Origin of the sequence: Chitinolyticbacter meiyuanensis, from assembly GCF_008033135.1 — a bacterium.
GTDB classification, from domain to species: Bacteria; Pseudomonadota; Gammaproteobacteria; order Burkholderiales; family Chitinibacteraceae; genus Chitinolyticbacter; species Chitinolyticbacter meiyuanensis.
In genome coordinates this window covers 3,999,191-4,014,266 of the sequence record NZ_CP041335.1, presented here as the reverse complement: position 1 = coordinate 4,014,266, position 15,076 = coordinate 3,999,191, and the positions used below count along the sequence as shown (strand labels likewise).

Genomic DNA, 15,076 nt, shown 5'->3' with positions numbered 1-15,076 from the left:
AAGAGGAAACCGCCGTGGGCATCAGCATTGCCGATATCGACCGAGTGTTCGCCCGCCGGGGCGAGGAATACTACGGCGCCGAGGGCGTCTCGCAGCTGGCGCATGCTTTGCAATGCGCCCAGTTGGCGGAATCAGCCGGCGCCAGCGATGCCTTGATCACCGCATCATTGCTACATGACTTCGGTCACTTGGTGCACCAGCTGGGCGACGATCCTGCCGCCGAAGGCGTGGACGACGTGCACCAGTTCCTGGCGCTGCCTTTCCTGCGCTCGTTGTTCGACGATGCGGTGCTGGCGCCGATCAAGCTGCATGTCGATGCCAAGCGCTACCTGTGCGCGACCCGGCCGGGCTATCACGCCGCGTTGTCGTTCGCCTCGCAGCGCAGCCTGGAACTGCAGGGGGGCACCTACACCCAGGCAGCGGCCGCCGAGTTCATCGCCCAGCCTTATGCCGAGGATGCGGTGCTGCTGCGTGAGTGGGACGACCTCGCCAAGACACTCGGCAAGGAAACGCCGCCGCTCGTGCACTACCTCGCCATCGCTGAGCGCTGCGTTCGCGCATGAGCGTGCGCCGCGCGCTGGAGGCCGATTTGCCGCAGCTCCTGGCGCTGCTGGCCGAACTCGACGATGAACCGCCGTTGTCGATGACCGAGGCCTTGCCGCTATGGCGCGCACTGGAATCGGCCGGTGGCAGCTACTACCTGCTGGAGCACGAAGGCGAAGCCGTCGGCGCATTCTGCCTGCTGGTGTATCCGCTGCTGGTGCATGGCGGCCAGCGCCAAGCGGTGGTCGATGCCGTGGTGGTGCGCCGTGCGCTGCGCGGCCAGGGTTGGGGCAAGCGCCTGATGCAGGCCGCGATGGCGCTGGCGGCCGAAGCAGGCGCCGGCAAACTGGCTTTGTCGTCCAGCCAGCGCCGGCTCGACGCCCATGCCTTCTACCGCGCGCTGGGTTTTGCCCAGCACGGCATCAGTCTGGTGGTCGAACCGATCCGCTGACGCTGCTCAAGCCCCGCGCAGCAACCTGAGCAGCGCTTCGCCGGCATCGGTGAGCGCGCCGTCGTTGGCGATCCGGCTGATGTGCAGCGTGGACGGCAGCGGTGCTTCGCGTGCCAGTCGCGCCGTGATCTCGTCCGCGCTTTCGCGGCCGCGCGCGGCCAGCCGCGTGGCCAGCGTGGCGGGGCTGGCGCTGATCAGCACTACTTCCAGTTCCGGGTAGCGCTGCTGCGCTTCGGCCAAGTGCGCACGCGAGCCGTTCACCACCACGGTGAGACCACCGGCCAGCCAGGCATCGATCTCGGTGCCAATGCCGTAGTGCAAGCCATGGCTATCCCAAGCCAGTGCGAACCGGCCGTGTTCCAGCCAGTCCTGGAACTCGCAATCGGCCATGGCGAAGTGATCCTCGCCGCCGGCCGTGGCGGGCCGCGTGATATAGCGGCGGGCGAAGCGCACGGTGCGGTTGCAGCCCAGCGCCTGCCGCGCGTAACCGATCACGCTGTCCTTGCCGGCGCCGGAGGGGCCGACCACCATGATCAGCCGACCACTCATGCCGTGCCCTCGAAAGCGAAGCGCCGCACCAGGCGGAAATCGGCACCGGGATGGTCCTCGACGAACAGCGCCAACTGGTCGATGCGCAACGGCTCAACCAGCGATGGCGCAAAGCGGTTGACGAGCTGCGGCAGCAGCAGGCCGCGCTCGGCATCGGTCAGCGTGCCGGACAGCGTGAAATGGCAGCAAAAGCGCTCGAACACGTGCGGATAGCCCCAGCGCTCCAGCAGCGCTCGGCCGGTGTCGTCCAGCCGATCCGGATGGCGGCGGGCCAGTTCCTCGGGCGTGAGCGCGGCGCGGAACGGTTCGAACTCGCGTACGCACGCGTCGGCCAGCCCCTGCAGTGCAATCGATTCGGCGGCCGGACGCAGGCAGGCGAAGCCGGACAGTTCGGACACCACCAGCGGCAAATCGAACGGCGCGCGCGCGGTGGCAAAGCGGGCGAGGGCGGCAAGCAGATCATCCTCGTGCTGCCCCGAGGCCAGCCGGAACGGCGCCTTCAGCGTGGCGTGCAGGCCGTAGCGGCGTGGTTCGGCGGTGATGCTTTGCCACCAGGCGGCGCCGATGCCCGCAGGCGGTGGCGTGTGGGCGCCGCTTTCGGCATCCCGCCCCAGCCAGGCGCAACCGAGCGCCCATAGTGGATGACGGTTTGGTGGGGCGAGGTAGAGCGCGTAGCGGCGGCTCATGCGGCGATCCTTGCCAGTTCTTCGGCTTGATGGACCAGCCGCCCGCCGACCACGGTGGCGATCACGCGCGGCGTGGTCAGATCGCTGGCGTCGACCACGATGAGATCGGCGCGCTGCCCGACGGCCAGCTCGCCCCGGTCGGTGAGACCTGCTGCACGGGCCGGATTGCGCGCGATCAGCGCAGCAGCACGGGCCCAGCCGCAGATGCCGTCGCGCACCAGATGGCAGGCAGCGGCGAGCGGGGCGGGATAGTAGTAATCGGAAGCGAGCACATCGCAGCGCTCGGCCGCGACCATATCGGCGGCGGTGGGCGCGCCGCAATGGCTGCCACCGCGCACCACGTTGGGTGCGCCGAACACGATCGGGCTCTGCAGCCGGTGCGCGGCCTCGGTGGCCTCGCTGGTACGTGGAAATTCGCTGATGCTGCAGCCGATGGCGTGGAACGCCTCGCGCTCGGCCACGGTGTCGTCATCGTGCGAGGCCATGGGTACGCCAGCGCCACGTGCCACGGCGGCCAACCGCGCGATCGCGGCGGGCACCTCGGCTTCGCGCGCTGCCGTGCGCTCCACCAGTGCCCGGAAGTTCGCAAGCGATTGCCCGGCGCGCTCGGCGTACTTGCGCAGCTTGCCGTCGTCGTTCAGCCGCGCCACCACCATGTCCAGGTGATCATTGAATGCCAAGAGGTGCACATGGCCGCTGGCGATCCAATCGGCCAGCTCGGCCTCGGCATCGAGATTGAAGGTTTCCCAGCGCAGATGGATGCGGTGCTCGGCGGCCAGCTTGGCCTTGAGCTGGTTCAGTATCCGGCGGATACCAACTGCGTTGTCGCGTCCGCGCAGCCCGCCCTCCCAGCTCCAGGTGACGCCGTGGTAGGCGGTGGTGATGCCGTTGGCAACCAGTTGGCGATCGGTATCCAACATGGCCATGGCCAGCGGAAAAGCCGCCTCCGGCCGTGGCAGGATCTGCCGCTCGAACGCATCACCGTGCAGATCGACGATGCCCGGTAACACCAGATAATCACCGGCGTCGACTGTGCCCGGCTGGGCCGGTCCGCCAATGGCCGCAATGCGGCCATCCTCGATCTGCAGCGTGGTGTCGTGCCACTCGCCATCGGCGAGCAGCACGCGGCGGGCGGTGATTGCGGCGGGCATCGGCGTCTCCAGCGGGAAGATGAGGCCGATTCTAGCCGACGCAGATGACGGTTTTATTGGTTATCTAGACAAGTGAGTGGTGGATTCAGGTGTGGCCACCTATTGCACTCACCCTTCCCGATTGTTCACCACCAACTGCACTGCATCCCCGGCGAAGCGACCGATGCCGAATTCGATCGGCACGCCGTCGAGGGTGACGTTGATCGCTTCCACTTGCAGGATGGGCTGCTGCTTCGGTTGCTGCAGCAGGCGCGCTGTGGTGTCGTCGGGCATGCGGGCGGTGATGCGGCTTTCCAGGCGTTCGTATTCCATCACGCCGTAGTGCTTGAGTGCCTCGGTGATCGAGCCGGTTTCGGCGAAGACCGCATCGATGCCGGCGAAGCGTGCGGCCGCAAAGTAGTGCGAGGCCACGTTGATCACCCGGCCGTCGGCCTCGCCCACGGTATCGAGCTGGATCACCGGCTCGCCTTCGGCGATGGCCAGTGCTTGGGCGATCTTGGCGGTGGCGGGGATTTCCAGCACCTTGAGGATGCTGCGGCTGCCCTCTACCTGCTGGCGTTTCAGCGATTCGGAAAAGCGCGCGCGCTTGCCCACCGAGTAGTGGACGGCGTAGTCCTGCAAGAAGATGCCGCGGCCCTGTTCCACGCGCACCAGCCCACGCGACTCCAGCGAGGCGATGGCGCGGCGGATGGTGTGGCGGTTCACCTCGAAGCGTTGGGCAAATTCGCCCTCGGTGGGCAGCCGCTCGCCCGGCCGGTAGTGCTTGCCGCCAATTTCCTGTTCGAGCACCTGCTCGATCTGGCGCCAGACTGCGACGCCGGAACCGCGCTGGATCATGCGCGTATCTCCTTGTCCTGAAAGGGCCTTCCAGCAGCCTTGATGCTCGACTAGGCGCGTCGGCGCTACACGGCGGTGTCGGATCTTTGCTGCTTGGGCAGGGCCATTTTGCCGCGAGCCGCACCGCGCCGCGATCAGGGTGCGGCAGCGAAGCTACGACGCTTCCCCAATTCTGCACCTGTCCGAAAGGGCCAAAGCCGCGATGTTGCCGCAATCGGCGCCGCCTTTGCAGCACCGTCAAAAAAGATTCACGGATCGGTGATTTACTGCGCCGGCCCGATGCGGCCATACTGCGCTCCGAAACTTGTATAGATATGTATACAGGAGTGAGTGTTATGGAACATCATGACGCCGGCGCTCGCCGGCACTGGTTGGCGGTGCTGGCCAAGGCGCAGCTGGCCGAGCTGGAACCCTTTGCGGCCACGCTGGCGCTGCCGGCGCTGCAATGGCTGCGCCGCCCGGAAACCGGGCTGATGATGGTGCGGGCACGCACCGGCGGCAGTGGCGCGCAGTTCAATCTGGGCGAAGTCAGTGTGACCCGCTGCGCGGTGCAGGATGACGAAGGGCGGCTGGGCGTTGGCTATGTACAGGGCCGCAGTGCAAGGCATGCCGAGCTGGTGGCACTGTTCGATCTGCTGCTGCAGCACGATATGCATCGGCCGGACCTGTGGCGCAGCCTGATCGTGCCGCTGGCTGCCCGCCAGGCCGCGGCGCGCAGCGCTGCCAGCGGCAAGGCTGCGGCCACCCGGGTGAACTTCTACACCATGGCGCGGGGAGACTGAGATGAACGCCCCCCTGCTGCCCGGCTGGCCCGATCCGGTCGACGATGCCCAAACGCTGTTTCGCCAATTGCTCGATGCGCTGGCCCATCCCGGTCGCATCCACACGCTGCACCGGCCGCTGGCCGTGCCCGTGCCCGTGCCCGTGCCGCTGGCGCCGGCTGCTGGCGCGGTGGCGCTGACTTTGTGCGATTTCGAAACGCCGGTGTGGCTGCAATCGCCCGAGGCCGCACCATGGCTGCGCTTCCATTGCGCCTGCCCACTGGTCGATGCGCCTGCCACAGCGCGCTTTGTCTTCATCGATCAACCGGCCGCGATGCCGCCGCTCTCCGACTTTGCCCAGGGCGAGCCGGAATATCCGGATCGCTCGGCCACGCTGGTGCTGCAGGTGGCCAGTCTCACCGGGCACGGCCTCACCTTGTCCGGCCCCGGCATCGCCGGCATGGCCCAACTGGGTGTGACTGGCTTGCCAGCCGGTTTCTGGGATGACTGGCGCGCGCAGCACGCGCGTTTCCCGCTCGGTGTGGACCTGATCCTGGTGGCGGGCGAGCGCTTCGCGGCCTTGCCGCGTACCACGCGTGTGGAGGTGGATTGATGTATGTCGCCGTGAAGGGCGGGGAAACCGCCATCGTCAATTCCTGGTCGTTGCTCGCCGAGGCGCGGCGGGGCGACACCGATTTGCCCGAACTCTCCGTGGCGCAAATCCGCGCGCAAATGCGCCTGGCTGTGGCGCGGGTGATGGCCGAAGGCTCCTTGTACGACGAAGAACTGGCCGCGCTGGCGCTCAAGCAGGCGGCCGGCGATGCAGTCGAGGCCATCTTCCTGCTGCGCGCCTACCGCACCACGCTGCCGCGCTTTGGTTACACCGAGCCGGTCGATACCGCCGCCATGCACACGCGGCGACGCATCTCCGCCATCTTCAAGGAGCTGCCCGGTGGGCAGGTGCTGGGCCCGACCTACGACTACACGCAGCGTCTGCTCGATTTCGCGCTGCTGGCCGAAGGCGGCGAGCCCCAGGCCGCGGTCGCCGAGCCCGAAGCCGGTGCCATGCCGCGCGTGACCGATCTGTTGGGCGCGGAAGGCTTGATCGAACCAGAGCCCGTGCCCGATGGCGATCCGGCCCCGGTCGATCTATCGCGCGAACCGCTGGGTTTTCCGGCCGAGCGACCCACCCGGTTGCAGAACCTGGCGCGTGGCGACGAGGGGTTCCTGTTGGCGATGGGCTATTCGACGCAGCGCGGCTATTCGCACACCCACCCGTTTGCCGGCGAGATCCGCATGGGCGAGGTGGCGCTGGAAATCATGCCGGAAGAGCTGGGCTTCGCGATCGAGATCGGCGAGCTGACGCTGACCGAGTGCCAGATGGTCAACCAGTTCGGCGGCTCCAAGGCCGCGCCGCCGCAGTTCACCCGCGGCTATGGCCTGGCATTCGGCGAGGGCGAGCGGCGTGCGATGGCGATGGCGCTGGTCGACCGCGCGCTGCGCAGCGACGAGCTGGGCGAGGAGGTGAAATCGCCGGCGCAGCAGGCCGAGTTCGTGTTGTCGCACTCGGACAATGTCGAGGCCAGTGGCTTTGTCCAGCATCTGAAACTGCCGCACTACGTCGATTTCCAGTCCGAGCTGGAGCTGGTGCGCCATATGCGCGCTACCCCGGCAGCGATGGCAGACGAGATGGTTGCGGCGCCCACCGACCAGGAGCACCCGGCATGAGCACCGGCTACAACTTCGCCTATCTCGACGAGCAGACCAAGCGCATGTTGCGCCGCGCGCTGCTCAAAGCGGTGGCCATCCCCGGCTACCAGGTGCCGTTTGGTAGCCGCGAAATGCCGCTGCCCTACGGCTGGGGCACCGGTGGCATCCAGTTGACCGCCGCCATCCTCGGCCGCAGCGACGTACTGAAGGTGATCGACCAAGGCTCGGACGATACCGTGAATGCGGTGAACATCCGCCGCTTCTTCGCCCGCACCGCCGATGTGGCGACCACCCGCGTCACCCGCGAGGCCACGGTGATCCAGACCCGCCACCGCATTCCGGAAACGCCGCTGTTGCCGGGCCAGATCATGGTCTACCAGGTGCCCGAACCCGAGCCGATGCGCCGGCTGGAGCCGCGCGAAGCGGCCACCCGCACGCTGCACGCGCTGGCCGACTACGGGCTGATGCACGTGAAGCTCTACGAGGACATCGCGCGCTGGGGCCATATCGCCACCACCTATGATTACCCGGTACTGGTGAACGGCCGCTACCTGATGGCGCCGTCGCCCATCCCCAAGTTCGACAATCCCAAGCTCGATTGCAGCCCGGCGCTGCAACTGTTCGGCGCCGGGCGCGAGAAGCGCGTCTATGCCGTGCCGCCGTACACCCCCGTGCGCAGCCTGGATTTCGACGACCACCCGTTCACCGTGCAGCGCTGGGATGCGCCGTGCGCGCTGTGCGGCGCCACCGACAGCTTCCTCGATGAAGTGGTGCTCGACGATGCGGGCGGGCGCATGCACGTGTGCTCCGATTCCGAATACTGCACCGAGCGCCAGGCTGCGGGCCACGCCGGCAACGCCACCAGGGAGGCCGCATGAATCCGTTGCTGCAGGTGAGCGGGCTCACCAAGCATTACGGCAATCACCTTGGTTGCATCGATGTCGGTTTCAACCTGTGGCCGGGTGAGGTGCTGGCCATCGTCGGCGAGTCGGGCTCGGGCAAATCGACGTTGCTGCAGCTCTTGGCCACGCGTTTGGCGCTGGATGCCGGCCGTATCGAATACCAATTGCCCGATCGTGGATTGGTCGACGTCGCGACCTTGTCGGAAGCCGAGCGGCGCTTGCTACTGCGTACCGACTGGGGCTTCGTCGAGCAGAACCCGCGTGATGGATTGCGAATGAACGTGAGCGCCGGCGCCAACATCGGCGAGCGCTTGATGGCCGCCGGCGCCCGCCACTACGGCGATATCCGCACCATCGCCGCCGACTGGATGGCGCGGGTGGAGCTCGACCCGGCGCGCATCGACGAGCTGCCGGCGCGTTTCTCCGGCGGCATGCAGCAGCGGCTGCAGATCGCCCGCAACCTCGTTACCGGGCCGCGGTTGGTGCTGATGGATGAACCCACCGCCGGGCTCGACGTATCGGTGCAGGCGCGGTTGCTGGACCTGCTGCGCGATCTGGTCGGCCGGCTGGGGCTGGCCGTCATCATCGTCACCCATGATCTCGCCGTGGCGCGGCTGCTGGCGCACCGCATGCTGGTGATGCAGCGCGGGCGGGTGGTGGAGGCGGGACTGACCGATCAAGTGCTCGACGATCCACAGCACCCGTATACCCAGTTGCTGGTGTCCTCGGTGTTACAGGTGTAGGGGGAGGAAGTCAGTGGTGGAGACTGCTTTGATCGCAGAAGGCAGCAGGCAAGCGGCGTGTGCATTGTCTGTCGTGCCGAGCCGCCCGAGCCGTTCCCCGCTCAACCGAGCAGGAGATCGGATGAGGCACGCGGCCTTCGCTGTTTCGCAAGTCCCAGCCGGGAAAGGCGCGGGCAGCGCCTGCGGCGCGGTGATCGGCTGCCGGTTCCGCCCGGCGGACGGGTTCATTTCTTTTGCTTCGCCAAAAGAAATGAACCAAAGAAAAGGCGACCCCGCATTCGCGCCCTTCGGGTTCCCTCGCTGCGGACAATCGAGTCGGCGCCTGCGGCACTCGGTCTGCGGCCTCAAACATCCTCGGCGAAACCCCGCCCCGCTTGTTCCTCGCTCGGCACTCCTGAGGGGATTTCGGGTGGTGCGCCACCCACTCTGGATTGGTTTGACGTACAGCCAAGCGCGGACGATTTCCCTCCAGTGGAGTACTGGCGCTAGTGGGCCGCGTGCGGGAACTATCCAGCAAATACCAGCGCGTGGTTTTCCTCCCCTTTGCCAAGCGCCGAAGGAGTGGAGCGAGACCCTAGGCTCGCGACCGACTAAGGGCAGCCCGGAGGGCCGTAAGGCAAGGGTCGCCTTTTCTTTGGTTCGTTTCTTTTGGCGAAGCAAAAGAAATGGACCCGTGAGCGCGGCGGAACGCGCATCAACCCCGCGCCGCAGGCGCTGAAAAACTCATCCAACACCGAGCCCTCCCCATGACCTCCATGCTCGAAACCCGCCATCTCGCCAAAACCTTCACGCTGCATCCGCAAGGCGGCGCGCAGTTGCCAGTGCTTGATGCCATCGATTTCGCCGTGGCCGCTGGCGAATGTGTTGCGCTGACCGGGCCCTCCGGCACCGGCAAGAGCACGCTGATGCGCTGTCTGTATGGCAACTACCTCGCCAGCGCCGGCGCGATCCGCGTGCGGCACGATGGCGAGTGGCTCGATCTGGCTGCCGCCAACCCGCGTGAACTGCTGGCGGTGCGTCGCCGCACACTGGGCTACGTCAGCCAGTTCCTGCACGTGATCCCGCGCGTGGCCACGCTTGCCATCGTTGCCGAGCCCTTGCTGGAGCTGGGAGCGAGCCCGGCGGAGGCTGAAGCACGCGCAGCGGCGCTGCTCGCCCGCCTGCAATTGCCCGAGCGGTTGTGGTCGCTGCCGCCGGCCACCTTTTCCGGTGGCGAGCAGCAGCGGGTGAACATTGCACGTGGGTTGATCGCGCAAAAGCCCATCCTGCTGCTTGATGAACCGACCGCTTCACTTGATACCGCCAATGCCGAGCGGGTGGCAGAACTGATCATCGCGGCGCGCGAGGGCGGGGCGGCCATCGTCGGCATCTTCCACGACGCTGCCGTGCGCGAACGCGTGGCTACCCGCTGTTTTGTCCTCACCGCCCCGCAGGAGGCGCTGCAATGAACACGATCACCCTGAGCAATGCCCGTGTTGTCACCGCTGACGAAGTATTCACCGGCACTGTGCGCATCGAGGCTGGCCGCATTGCGGATGTGGCGCGCGGGGGCACCGTCACGCCGGCGGAGGATTGCGGCGGCGACTACCTGCTGCCTGGCCTGGTCGAGTTGCATACCGACAATCTGGAAAAGCACCTGGGGCCACGGCCCGGCGTGGAATGGCCGGTGCATTCGGCGCTGGCCATCCACGATGCGCAGATTGCCGCCGCTGGCATCACCACGGTGTTCGATGCGCTGTGCATCGGCGATCTCGACCCCACCGGTTTTCGGGCGCGCACGCTCAGGCCGTCGATCGCCGCGCTACGCGAGGCGGTAGCTGCCGGCTCCACCCGTGCCGAACACTGGCTGCACCTACGCTGCGAGGTGGCGAGCACCGATGTGCTCGACCTGCTCACCGAATACCTGGACGAACCACTGCTGAAACTGCTGTCGGTGATGGACCACACCCCGGGTCAGCGCCAGTGGTCGGACCTGGAAAAGTATCGCGTCTACGCGCAGAAGCACGATCATTGGGACGAAACTCGCCTCGCCGACGAAGTGACCAAGCGCAGCGCGCTGCAACAGGCCCACTCGGCGCGCAATCGCCATGCCGTGGTGAACCTCGCCCGTGAACGCGGTCTGGCGCTCGCCAGCCATGACGACACCACGGTGGAGCACGTGGCCGAGGCACAGGCGGATGGTGTGACCATCTCCGAATTCCCGACCACGCTCGCCGCCGCCCGCGCCGCGCGCGCGGCGGGGCAGGGTATCGTGATGGGCGCGCCCAATGCCGTGCGTGGGGGCTCGCACTCCGGCAACGTCGCCGCGCTGGATCTCGCGCGTGCCGAGCTGCTCGACGTGTTCTCGTCCGATTACGTACCGGCCAGCCTGCTGCACGCGGCCTTTTTGCTGGTCGATGATGCTGGCTGGTCCCTGCCGCGTGCCATTGCCACGGTCAGCCGCAACCCGGCCCAGATGGCCGGGCTCACCGACCGCGGCGAGATCGCTGTCGGCCTCAAGGCCGACCTGGTGCGGGTGCGCCCGACCGCCCACACCCCGCTGGTGCGTGCCGTGTGGCGCGATGGCGAGCGGGTGGGTTGATCACAGCGTTGATTCGGTTGCGGGAGCAGTGAATGCCTGGGCCAGTGCCACGAAATTGCGCACCAGCGGGCTGTCGTTCCCGGCGAGCCACGCGGCGCCGACTTGCCAGTGGGCGCTGCGGCCGGAGAGCGGAATCAGCCGCACGCCCGGGCCGGCGATGCGGTGAGCGGTGGCGGGCACGATGGCGGCACCGATGCCGGCGGCGACCAGCGACAGCACGGTCTGGATGTCGCCGGCGCGCTGGATGATCTGCGGCGTGAACTCGCGTGCCGTGCAATAGCGGGTGATCTGGTCGACAAGGCCGGCACCGCGATGATGGGCCAGCTGGACAAAGGGGGCATCGTGCAACGCGGTGAGCCCTGCCTTGCCGCGTGCCCAGCTGGCGTCCACCGGTAGCGCCAGTGCCAATTGGTCGTCGATCACCTCCAGGTGTTCGAACTCGTGGCCCACCGGCAGCCGCACGAAACCGATGTCGAGCTCGCCACTGCGCAGCAGGTTGAGCTGCACCGAGGTCGGCATGTCCTCCAGCGTGAGTTCCACGTCCGGATAGCGCTCGCGGAACAGCGATAGCAGCCTGGGGGCGACCTCCTGTGTCGACAGGCCGAAACCCAGCGCCAACCGGCCGATGCGCCCTGCCGCCATCCGTCTGCCGCTCTCCTGCAGTTGGTCGGCGTCGGCCACCAGTTGCTGGGCCTGGGCATGCAGGAAGCGTCCCAGCGGGGTGAGCTCGGCGCCGTGCCGCCCGCGGTGGAACAGCGGGCCGCCCAGGTCCGCTTCCAGCGCCTGGATGTGCTTGCTCAATGCGGGTTGCGACAGGCCCAGCGCCTCGGCTGCCTCGCGGTAGCTGAGGTAGCGGGCCAGCACGGTAAAGCTGCGCAGTAGGCGGATTTCCATTCCGTTTCGTTATCGATCGAGTGGGTTTGCTTATTTTACGGGCGGGTGCGCGATTGTTGTAATCGCTGCGGCCCCCAGCCTGTCAGGCGTGGGGGCGGGTGCGATGGAAGGAGGCTCCGCCTCGTTCCGGTACACGCGCAAAGGCCGCGGGCCGGCATGTCTCGCCGCATGCCATGAAGTCCCGCCTAAAGGCCGCGCCGTGCCGCAACGTACGGGTTCTCCGGGCTGTACGCATACCAAACAACACCATAGTCACAGGATGGAAGACCATGTTGAAGCAAACCCGGGCGCCTTACGGCGCCAAGCCGGCTTTTGCGCTGAAAACGCTGAGCGCGGCCCTGCTGCTGGCATCGAGCGTTGCCAGCGCCACCGAGATCGCCCCGTACTTCGAGATGTGGTACGGCGGCGCGAGCGGCTATCCCGCCCCCACCCTCGCTTCGGCCCAGCAGCAGCTCGGCCTCAAGAGCGTGACACTGGCGTTCACCATCGCCAGCAATGGCCAGTGCAAGATCTCCAATGACGGCGGTGGCAACGATCTGCTGAATGGCGCGATGAAGGGCGATATCGCCAGCTTCCGCCAAGCCGGTGGTCGCGTGATCATGTCGTTCGGCGGCGCCGCTGGTACCTATATCGAGGCGGTGTGTTCGGTCGACCAGATGGTCAGCCTGATCGAGGGCATGATCCTCAACCACGGCATCCGCGCGCTGGACTTCGACGTCGAGGGCGGCCAGCTTTCCAACACCCAGCTCAACAACACCCGCAATGCCGCACTGAAGGCACTGCAGGCCAAGTATCCGGATCTGTATGTGTCGTTCACGCTGCCGGTGCTGCCGAGCGGCCTGACCAGCCCGGGCGTGGCCGTGGTGCGTTCCGCTGCGCAAGCTGGCGTGCGCGTTGACCTCGTCAACGTGATGGCGATGGATTACGGCTCCAGCATCTCCAGCGGCAAGAAGATGGGCGACCTCGCTGTCCAGGCCGCGCAATCGCTGTTCAACCAGATCAAGCCGATCTTCCCGACCAAGACCGATGCCGAATTGTGGTCCATGGTCGGCGTGACGCCGATGATTGGCCAGAACGACGTGCAGGGTGAAGTCTTCACCCTGGCCGATGCGCAGACGCTGACCGACTTCGCCAAGCAGAAGGGCCTTGGCCTGATCGCCTGGTGGTCGTTCCAGCGCGACCGCACTGGTACGGGCAGCTACGGCGAATACAGCCAAGTCAATAAGGCCAACTTCGACTTCTACAACATCTTCAAGGCTGCCGGCACGCCGGGCAGCTCGCCGACGCCGTCGCCGGTGACCCCTACCCCGGTCACCCCGGTACCGGTGACCCCAGCGCCTGTGACGCCGACCCCGGTGGCCGGCCAGTATCCGGAATGGAGCGCGAGCGGCGTCTACACCGGTGGCCAGCGCGTGACCTATCAAGGTGCCGTGTACGAAGCCAAGTGGTGGACCCAGGGCGACAACCCGGGCCAATCCGGCGAATGGGGCGTATGGAAGAAGGTTGGCGGCGCGCCGTCCCCGGTGACCCCGGCTCCCGTGACACCCGCTCCGGTCACCCCGGCTCCGGTCACACCTGCCCCGGTGACTCCGGCCCCGGTGACTCCGGCCCCTGTGACGCCCGTTCCGGTCACCCCGGCGCCGTCCGGCTGCTATGCGGCCTGGGCTGAAGGCAAGACCTACGCCGCCGGCACCCAGGTCACCTACAACAACCGCAATTACCAGGCGCTGGTGGCGCACACCGCCTACGCCGGTACTGGCTGGAACCCTGCCGCGAGCCCGACGCTGTGGAAGGACATTGGCGCCTGCAGCGGCTCGCCGAGCCCGGTCACCCCGGCGCCGGTGACACCCGCTCCCGTAACGCCTGCGCCGGTCACTCCGGCCCCTGTCACCCCGGTTCCGGTCACCCCGGCTCCCGTGACGCCCGCTCCGGTCACCCCGGTCCCGGCCGGTGATCGCGTCGTCGGCTCCTACTTCACCCAGTGGGGCGTGTACGGCCGTGGCTACGAAGTGGCCGATGTGGTCAGCAGCGGCAGCGCGTCGCAGCTCACCTTCATCAACTACGCCTTCGGCAATATCTACCAGAAGAATGGCGGCTACGAGTGCGCGGCCGGCATCGACAAGCTGGAATCGGGCGCGACCAACCCGAGCGATCCGTCCGCCGGCACCGGTGGTGACGCCTGGGCCGACTACGGCCGCACACCGGGCCGCCTGGTCGATCCGAGCAAGCCCTACACCTGGGAATCGCCGCTGGCCGGTAACTTCGGCGAGCTGAAGAACCTGAAGGCCAAGTATCCTCAGCTCAAGGTGCTGATCTCGCTGGGCGGCTGGACTTGGTCGAAGTGGTTCTCGGCAGCCAGCAAGACCGACGCACTGAGGAAGCAGTTGGTGAGCTCGTGCGTGGACGTGTTCATCAAGGGCAACCTGCCGAGCTACAGCGGTCGCGGTGGTCCTGGTTCGGCCAAGGGCGTGTTCGACGGCATCGACATCGACTGGGAATACCCGGGCGTGATCGGCCAGCCGTACAACACCATCGACGCTGCCGACAAGCAGAACTTCACGCTGCTGCTGGCCGAGTTCCGCCGCCAGCTCGACGCGCTGAACGACGGCCACAAGCTCCTGACCGTGGCCATCGGCTCGGGCAAGGACAAGATCGACCAGACCGAGCCGGCCAAGTACAGCCAGTACCTCGACTGGATCAACGTGATGACCTACGACTTCCACGGTGGTTGGGAAGCGACTGGTCCGACCAACTTCCAGTCGCACCTGTACCCGGATCCGGCCGATCCGTCGCAAGGCACCGCGCGGACCTACAACGTCGACGATGCGATCAAGAACATGATCGCCGCCGGTACACCGGCCAAGAAGCTGGTGGTGGGCGTGCCGTTCTACGGCCGTGGCTGGACCGGTGTCGCCGCAGGTGGCAATAACGGTCTGTACCAGGCTGCGACTGGCCCGGCCCGTGGCACGTACGAAGCCGGCATCGAGGACTACAAGGTACTGAAGAACGCCGCCGGTACCGTGTATGTCCACCCGGTGACCAAGCAGTCGTACAAGTACGATGGCACCAACTGGTGGTCGTACGATACGCCGGCCGTGATCCAAACCAAGATCGACTACGTGAAGTCGCAAGGCCTGGGTGGCGTGTTCAGCTGGTCGCTCGATGGCGACTCCAACGGCGAACTTGCCAAGGTGCTGGGCAACGGCCGCTAAGCCCTGAGGCGCTTGTGCCCAGGCAGGGGGCGGGGTTCGTTCCCCGTTCCCGAGCC

Annotated in this window: 15 protein-coding genes; 10 read left to right on the top strand and 5 right to left on the bottom strand. The window is 66.9% G+C overall.

The features are described from left to right. Positions 1 to 14: 14 nt before the first annotated feature. A complete protein-coding gene (locus FLM21_RS19085) occupies positions 15 to 563 on the top strand; it encodes a phosphonate degradation HD-domain oxygenase (protein ID WP_148717092.1) in 549 nt (182 codons plus the stop codon). Further along, positions 560 to 994 carry a GNAT family N-acetyltransferase gene (locus FLM21_RS19080; protein WP_148717091.1) on the top strand — a complete coding sequence of 145 codons (435 nt, stop codon included), beginning with the start codon at positions 560 to 562 and terminating at the stop codon, positions 992 to 994. The genes FLM21_RS19085 and FLM21_RS19080 overlap by 4 nt, the downstream gene beginning before the upstream one ends. A 6-nt stretch (positions 995 to 1,000) precedes the next feature. Here FLM21_RS19080 and phnN read toward each other — a convergent pair whose 3' ends face one another. The 4 genes from phnN to phnF form a co-directional block, all read right to left on the bottom strand. Next, on the bottom strand, positions 1,001 to 1,543 hold the full coding sequence (phnN, locus tag FLM21_RS19075; RefSeq protein WP_148717090.1) for a phosphonate metabolism protein/1,5-bisphosphokinase (PRPP-forming) PhnN: 543 nt from the start codon (positions 1,541 to 1,543) through the stop codon (positions 1,001 to 1,003). Then, positions 1,540 to 2,229: a DUF1045 domain-containing protein gene (locus tag FLM21_RS19070; protein ID WP_148717089.1), complete on the bottom strand. Its 690-nt coding sequence runs from the start codon at positions 2,227 to 2,229 to the stop codon at positions 1,540 to 1,542. Before FLM21_RS19070 ends, phnN begins: the two co-directional genes overlap by 4 nt. Beyond that, positions 2,226 to 3,380 carry an alpha-D-ribose 1-methylphosphonate 5-triphosphate diphosphatase gene (locus FLM21_RS19065; RefSeq protein WP_148717088.1) on the bottom strand — a complete coding sequence of 385 codons (1,155 nt, stop codon included), beginning with the start codon at positions 3,378 to 3,380 and terminating at the stop codon, positions 2,226 to 2,228. The genes FLM21_RS19070 and FLM21_RS19065 overlap by 4 nt, the downstream gene beginning before the upstream one ends. 108 nt (positions 3,381 to 3,488) lie before the next feature. Continuing rightward, positions 3,489 to 4,217 (bottom strand): phosphonate metabolism transcriptional regulator PhnF, encoded by a 729-nt coding sequence (gene phnF, locus FLM21_RS19060; RefSeq protein WP_148717087.1) that lies wholly within the window; start codon positions 4,215 to 4,217, stop codon positions 3,489 to 3,491. 335 nt (positions 4,218 to 4,552) lie between these two features. Here phnF and phnG point away from each other — a divergent pair, with 335 nt between their 5' ends. The 7 genes from phnG to FLM21_RS19025 all read left to right on the top strand — a co-directional run bounded on the left by phnG (position 4,553) and on the right by FLM21_RS19025 (position 10,914). Next, complete coding sequence (gene phnG / locus FLM21_RS19055; RefSeq protein ID WP_148717086.1) at positions 4,553 to 4,999, top strand: phosphonate C-P lyase system protein PhnG; 447 nt, start codon at positions 4,553 to 4,555, stop codon at positions 4,997 to 4,999. 1 nt (position 5,000) lies between these two features. Next, complete coding sequence (gene phnH / locus FLM21_RS19050; protein ID WP_148717085.1) at positions 5,001 to 5,591, top strand: phosphonate C-P lyase system protein PhnH; 591 nt, start codon at positions 5,001 to 5,003, stop codon at positions 5,589 to 5,591. Further along, a complete protein-coding gene (locus tag FLM21_RS19045) occupies positions 5,591 to 6,706 on the top strand; it encodes a carbon-phosphorus lyase complex subunit (protein ID WP_148717084.1) in 1,116 nt (371 codons plus the stop codon). The genes phnH and FLM21_RS19045 overlap by 1 nt, the downstream gene beginning before the upstream one ends. Further along, positions 6,703 to 7,566, top strand: coding sequence for an alpha-D-ribose 1-methylphosphonate 5-phosphate C-P-lyase PhnJ (locus tag FLM21_RS19040; protein WP_148717083.1), 864 nt, complete (start codon positions 6,703 to 6,705; stop codon positions 7,564 to 7,566). Before FLM21_RS19045 ends, FLM21_RS19040 begins: the two co-directional genes overlap by 4 nt. After that, positions 7,563 to 8,333 (top strand): phosphonate C-P lyase system protein PhnK, encoded by a 771-nt coding sequence (gene phnK / locus FLM21_RS19035; RefSeq protein WP_148717082.1) that lies wholly within the window; start codon positions 7,563 to 7,565, stop codon positions 8,331 to 8,333. Before FLM21_RS19040 ends, phnK begins: the two co-directional genes overlap by 4 nt. A gap of 746 nt (positions 8,334 to 9,079) precedes the next feature. Beyond that, complete coding sequence (gene phnL / locus FLM21_RS19030; protein WP_148717081.1) at positions 9,080 to 9,781, top strand: phosphonate C-P lyase system protein PhnL; 702 nt, start codon at positions 9,080 to 9,082, stop codon at positions 9,779 to 9,781. After that, positions 9,778 to 10,914, top strand: a complete 1,137-nt coding sequence (locus tag FLM21_RS19025) for an alpha-D-ribose 1-methylphosphonate 5-triphosphate diphosphatase (protein WP_187360000.1) — start codon at positions 9,778 to 9,780, stop codon at positions 10,912 to 10,914. The genes phnL and FLM21_RS19025 overlap by 4 nt, the downstream gene beginning before the upstream one ends. On the opposite strand, the gene FLM21_RS19020 is transcribed toward FLM21_RS19025, so the two are convergent. Then, positions 10,915 to 11,808 carry a LysR family transcriptional regulator gene (locus FLM21_RS19020; RefSeq protein WP_148717080.1) on the bottom strand — a complete coding sequence of 298 codons (894 nt, stop codon included), beginning with the start codon at positions 11,806 to 11,808 and terminating at the stop codon, positions 10,915 to 10,917. Between the two features lie 269 nt (positions 11,809 to 12,077). Between FLM21_RS19020 and FLM21_RS19015 the strand changes: the two genes are divergently transcribed. Further along, positions 12,078 to 15,020, top strand: a complete 2,943-nt coding sequence (locus FLM21_RS19015) for a glycosyl hydrolase family 18 protein (protein WP_187359999.1) — start codon at positions 12,078 to 12,080, stop codon at positions 15,018 to 15,020. The last annotated feature ends 56 nt before the right edge of the window (positions 15,021 to 15,076 follow it).

Bases quoted from the DNA above. Each gene is read 5' to 3' on its own strand.
- FLM21_RS19020 (WP_148717080.1), bottom strand. From the start codon at position 11,808: ATGGAAATCCGCCTACTGCGCAGCTTTACCGTGCTGGCCCGCTACCTC.
- FLM21_RS19065 (WP_148717088.1), bottom strand. From the start codon at position 3,380: ATGCCCGCCGCAATCACCGCCCGCCGCGTGCTGCTCGCCGATGGCGAG.
- FLM21_RS19025 (WP_187360000.1), top strand. From the start codon at position 9,778: ATGAACACGATCACCCTGAGCAATGCCCGTGTTGTCACCGCTGACGAA.
- phnF (WP_148717087.1), bottom strand. From the start codon at position 4,217: ATGATCCAGCGCGGTTCCGGCGTCGCAGTCTGGCGCCAGATCGAGCAG.
- FLM21_RS19040 (WP_148717083.1), top strand. From the start codon at position 6,703: ATGAGCACCGGCTACAACTTCGCCTATCTCGACGAGCAGACCAAGCGC.
- phnL (WP_148717081.1), top strand. From the start codon at position 9,080: ATGACCTCCATGCTCGAAACCCGCCATCTCGCCAAAACCTTCACGCTG.
- phnN (WP_148717090.1), bottom strand. From the start codon at position 1,543: ATGAGTGGTCGGCTGATCATGGTGGTCGGCCCCTCCGGCGCCGGCAAG.
- FLM21_RS19080 (WP_148717091.1), top strand. From the start codon at position 560: ATGAGCGTGCGCCGCGCGCTGGAGGCCGATTTGCCGCAGCTCCTGGCG.
- FLM21_RS19045 (WP_148717084.1), top strand. From the start codon at position 5,591: ATGTATGTCGCCGTGAAGGGCGGGGAAACCGCCATCGTCAATTCCTGG.
- phnH (WP_148717085.1), top strand. From the start codon at position 5,001: ATGAACGCCCCCCTGCTGCCCGGCTGGCCCGATCCGGTCGACGATGCC.
- FLM21_RS19070 (WP_148717089.1), bottom strand. From the start codon at position 2,229: ATGAGCCGCCGCTACGCGCTCTACCTCGCCCCACCAAACCGTCATCCA.
- phnG (WP_148717086.1), top strand. From the start codon at position 4,553: ATGGAACATCATGACGCCGGCGCTCGCCGGCACTGGTTGGCGGTGCTG.
- phnK (WP_148717082.1), top strand. From the start codon at position 7,563: ATGAATCCGTTGCTGCAGGTGAGCGGGCTCACCAAGCATTACGGCAAT.
- FLM21_RS19015 (WP_187359999.1), top strand. From the start codon at position 12,078: ATGTTGAAGCAAACCCGGGCGCCTTACGGCGCCAAGCCGGCTTTTGCG.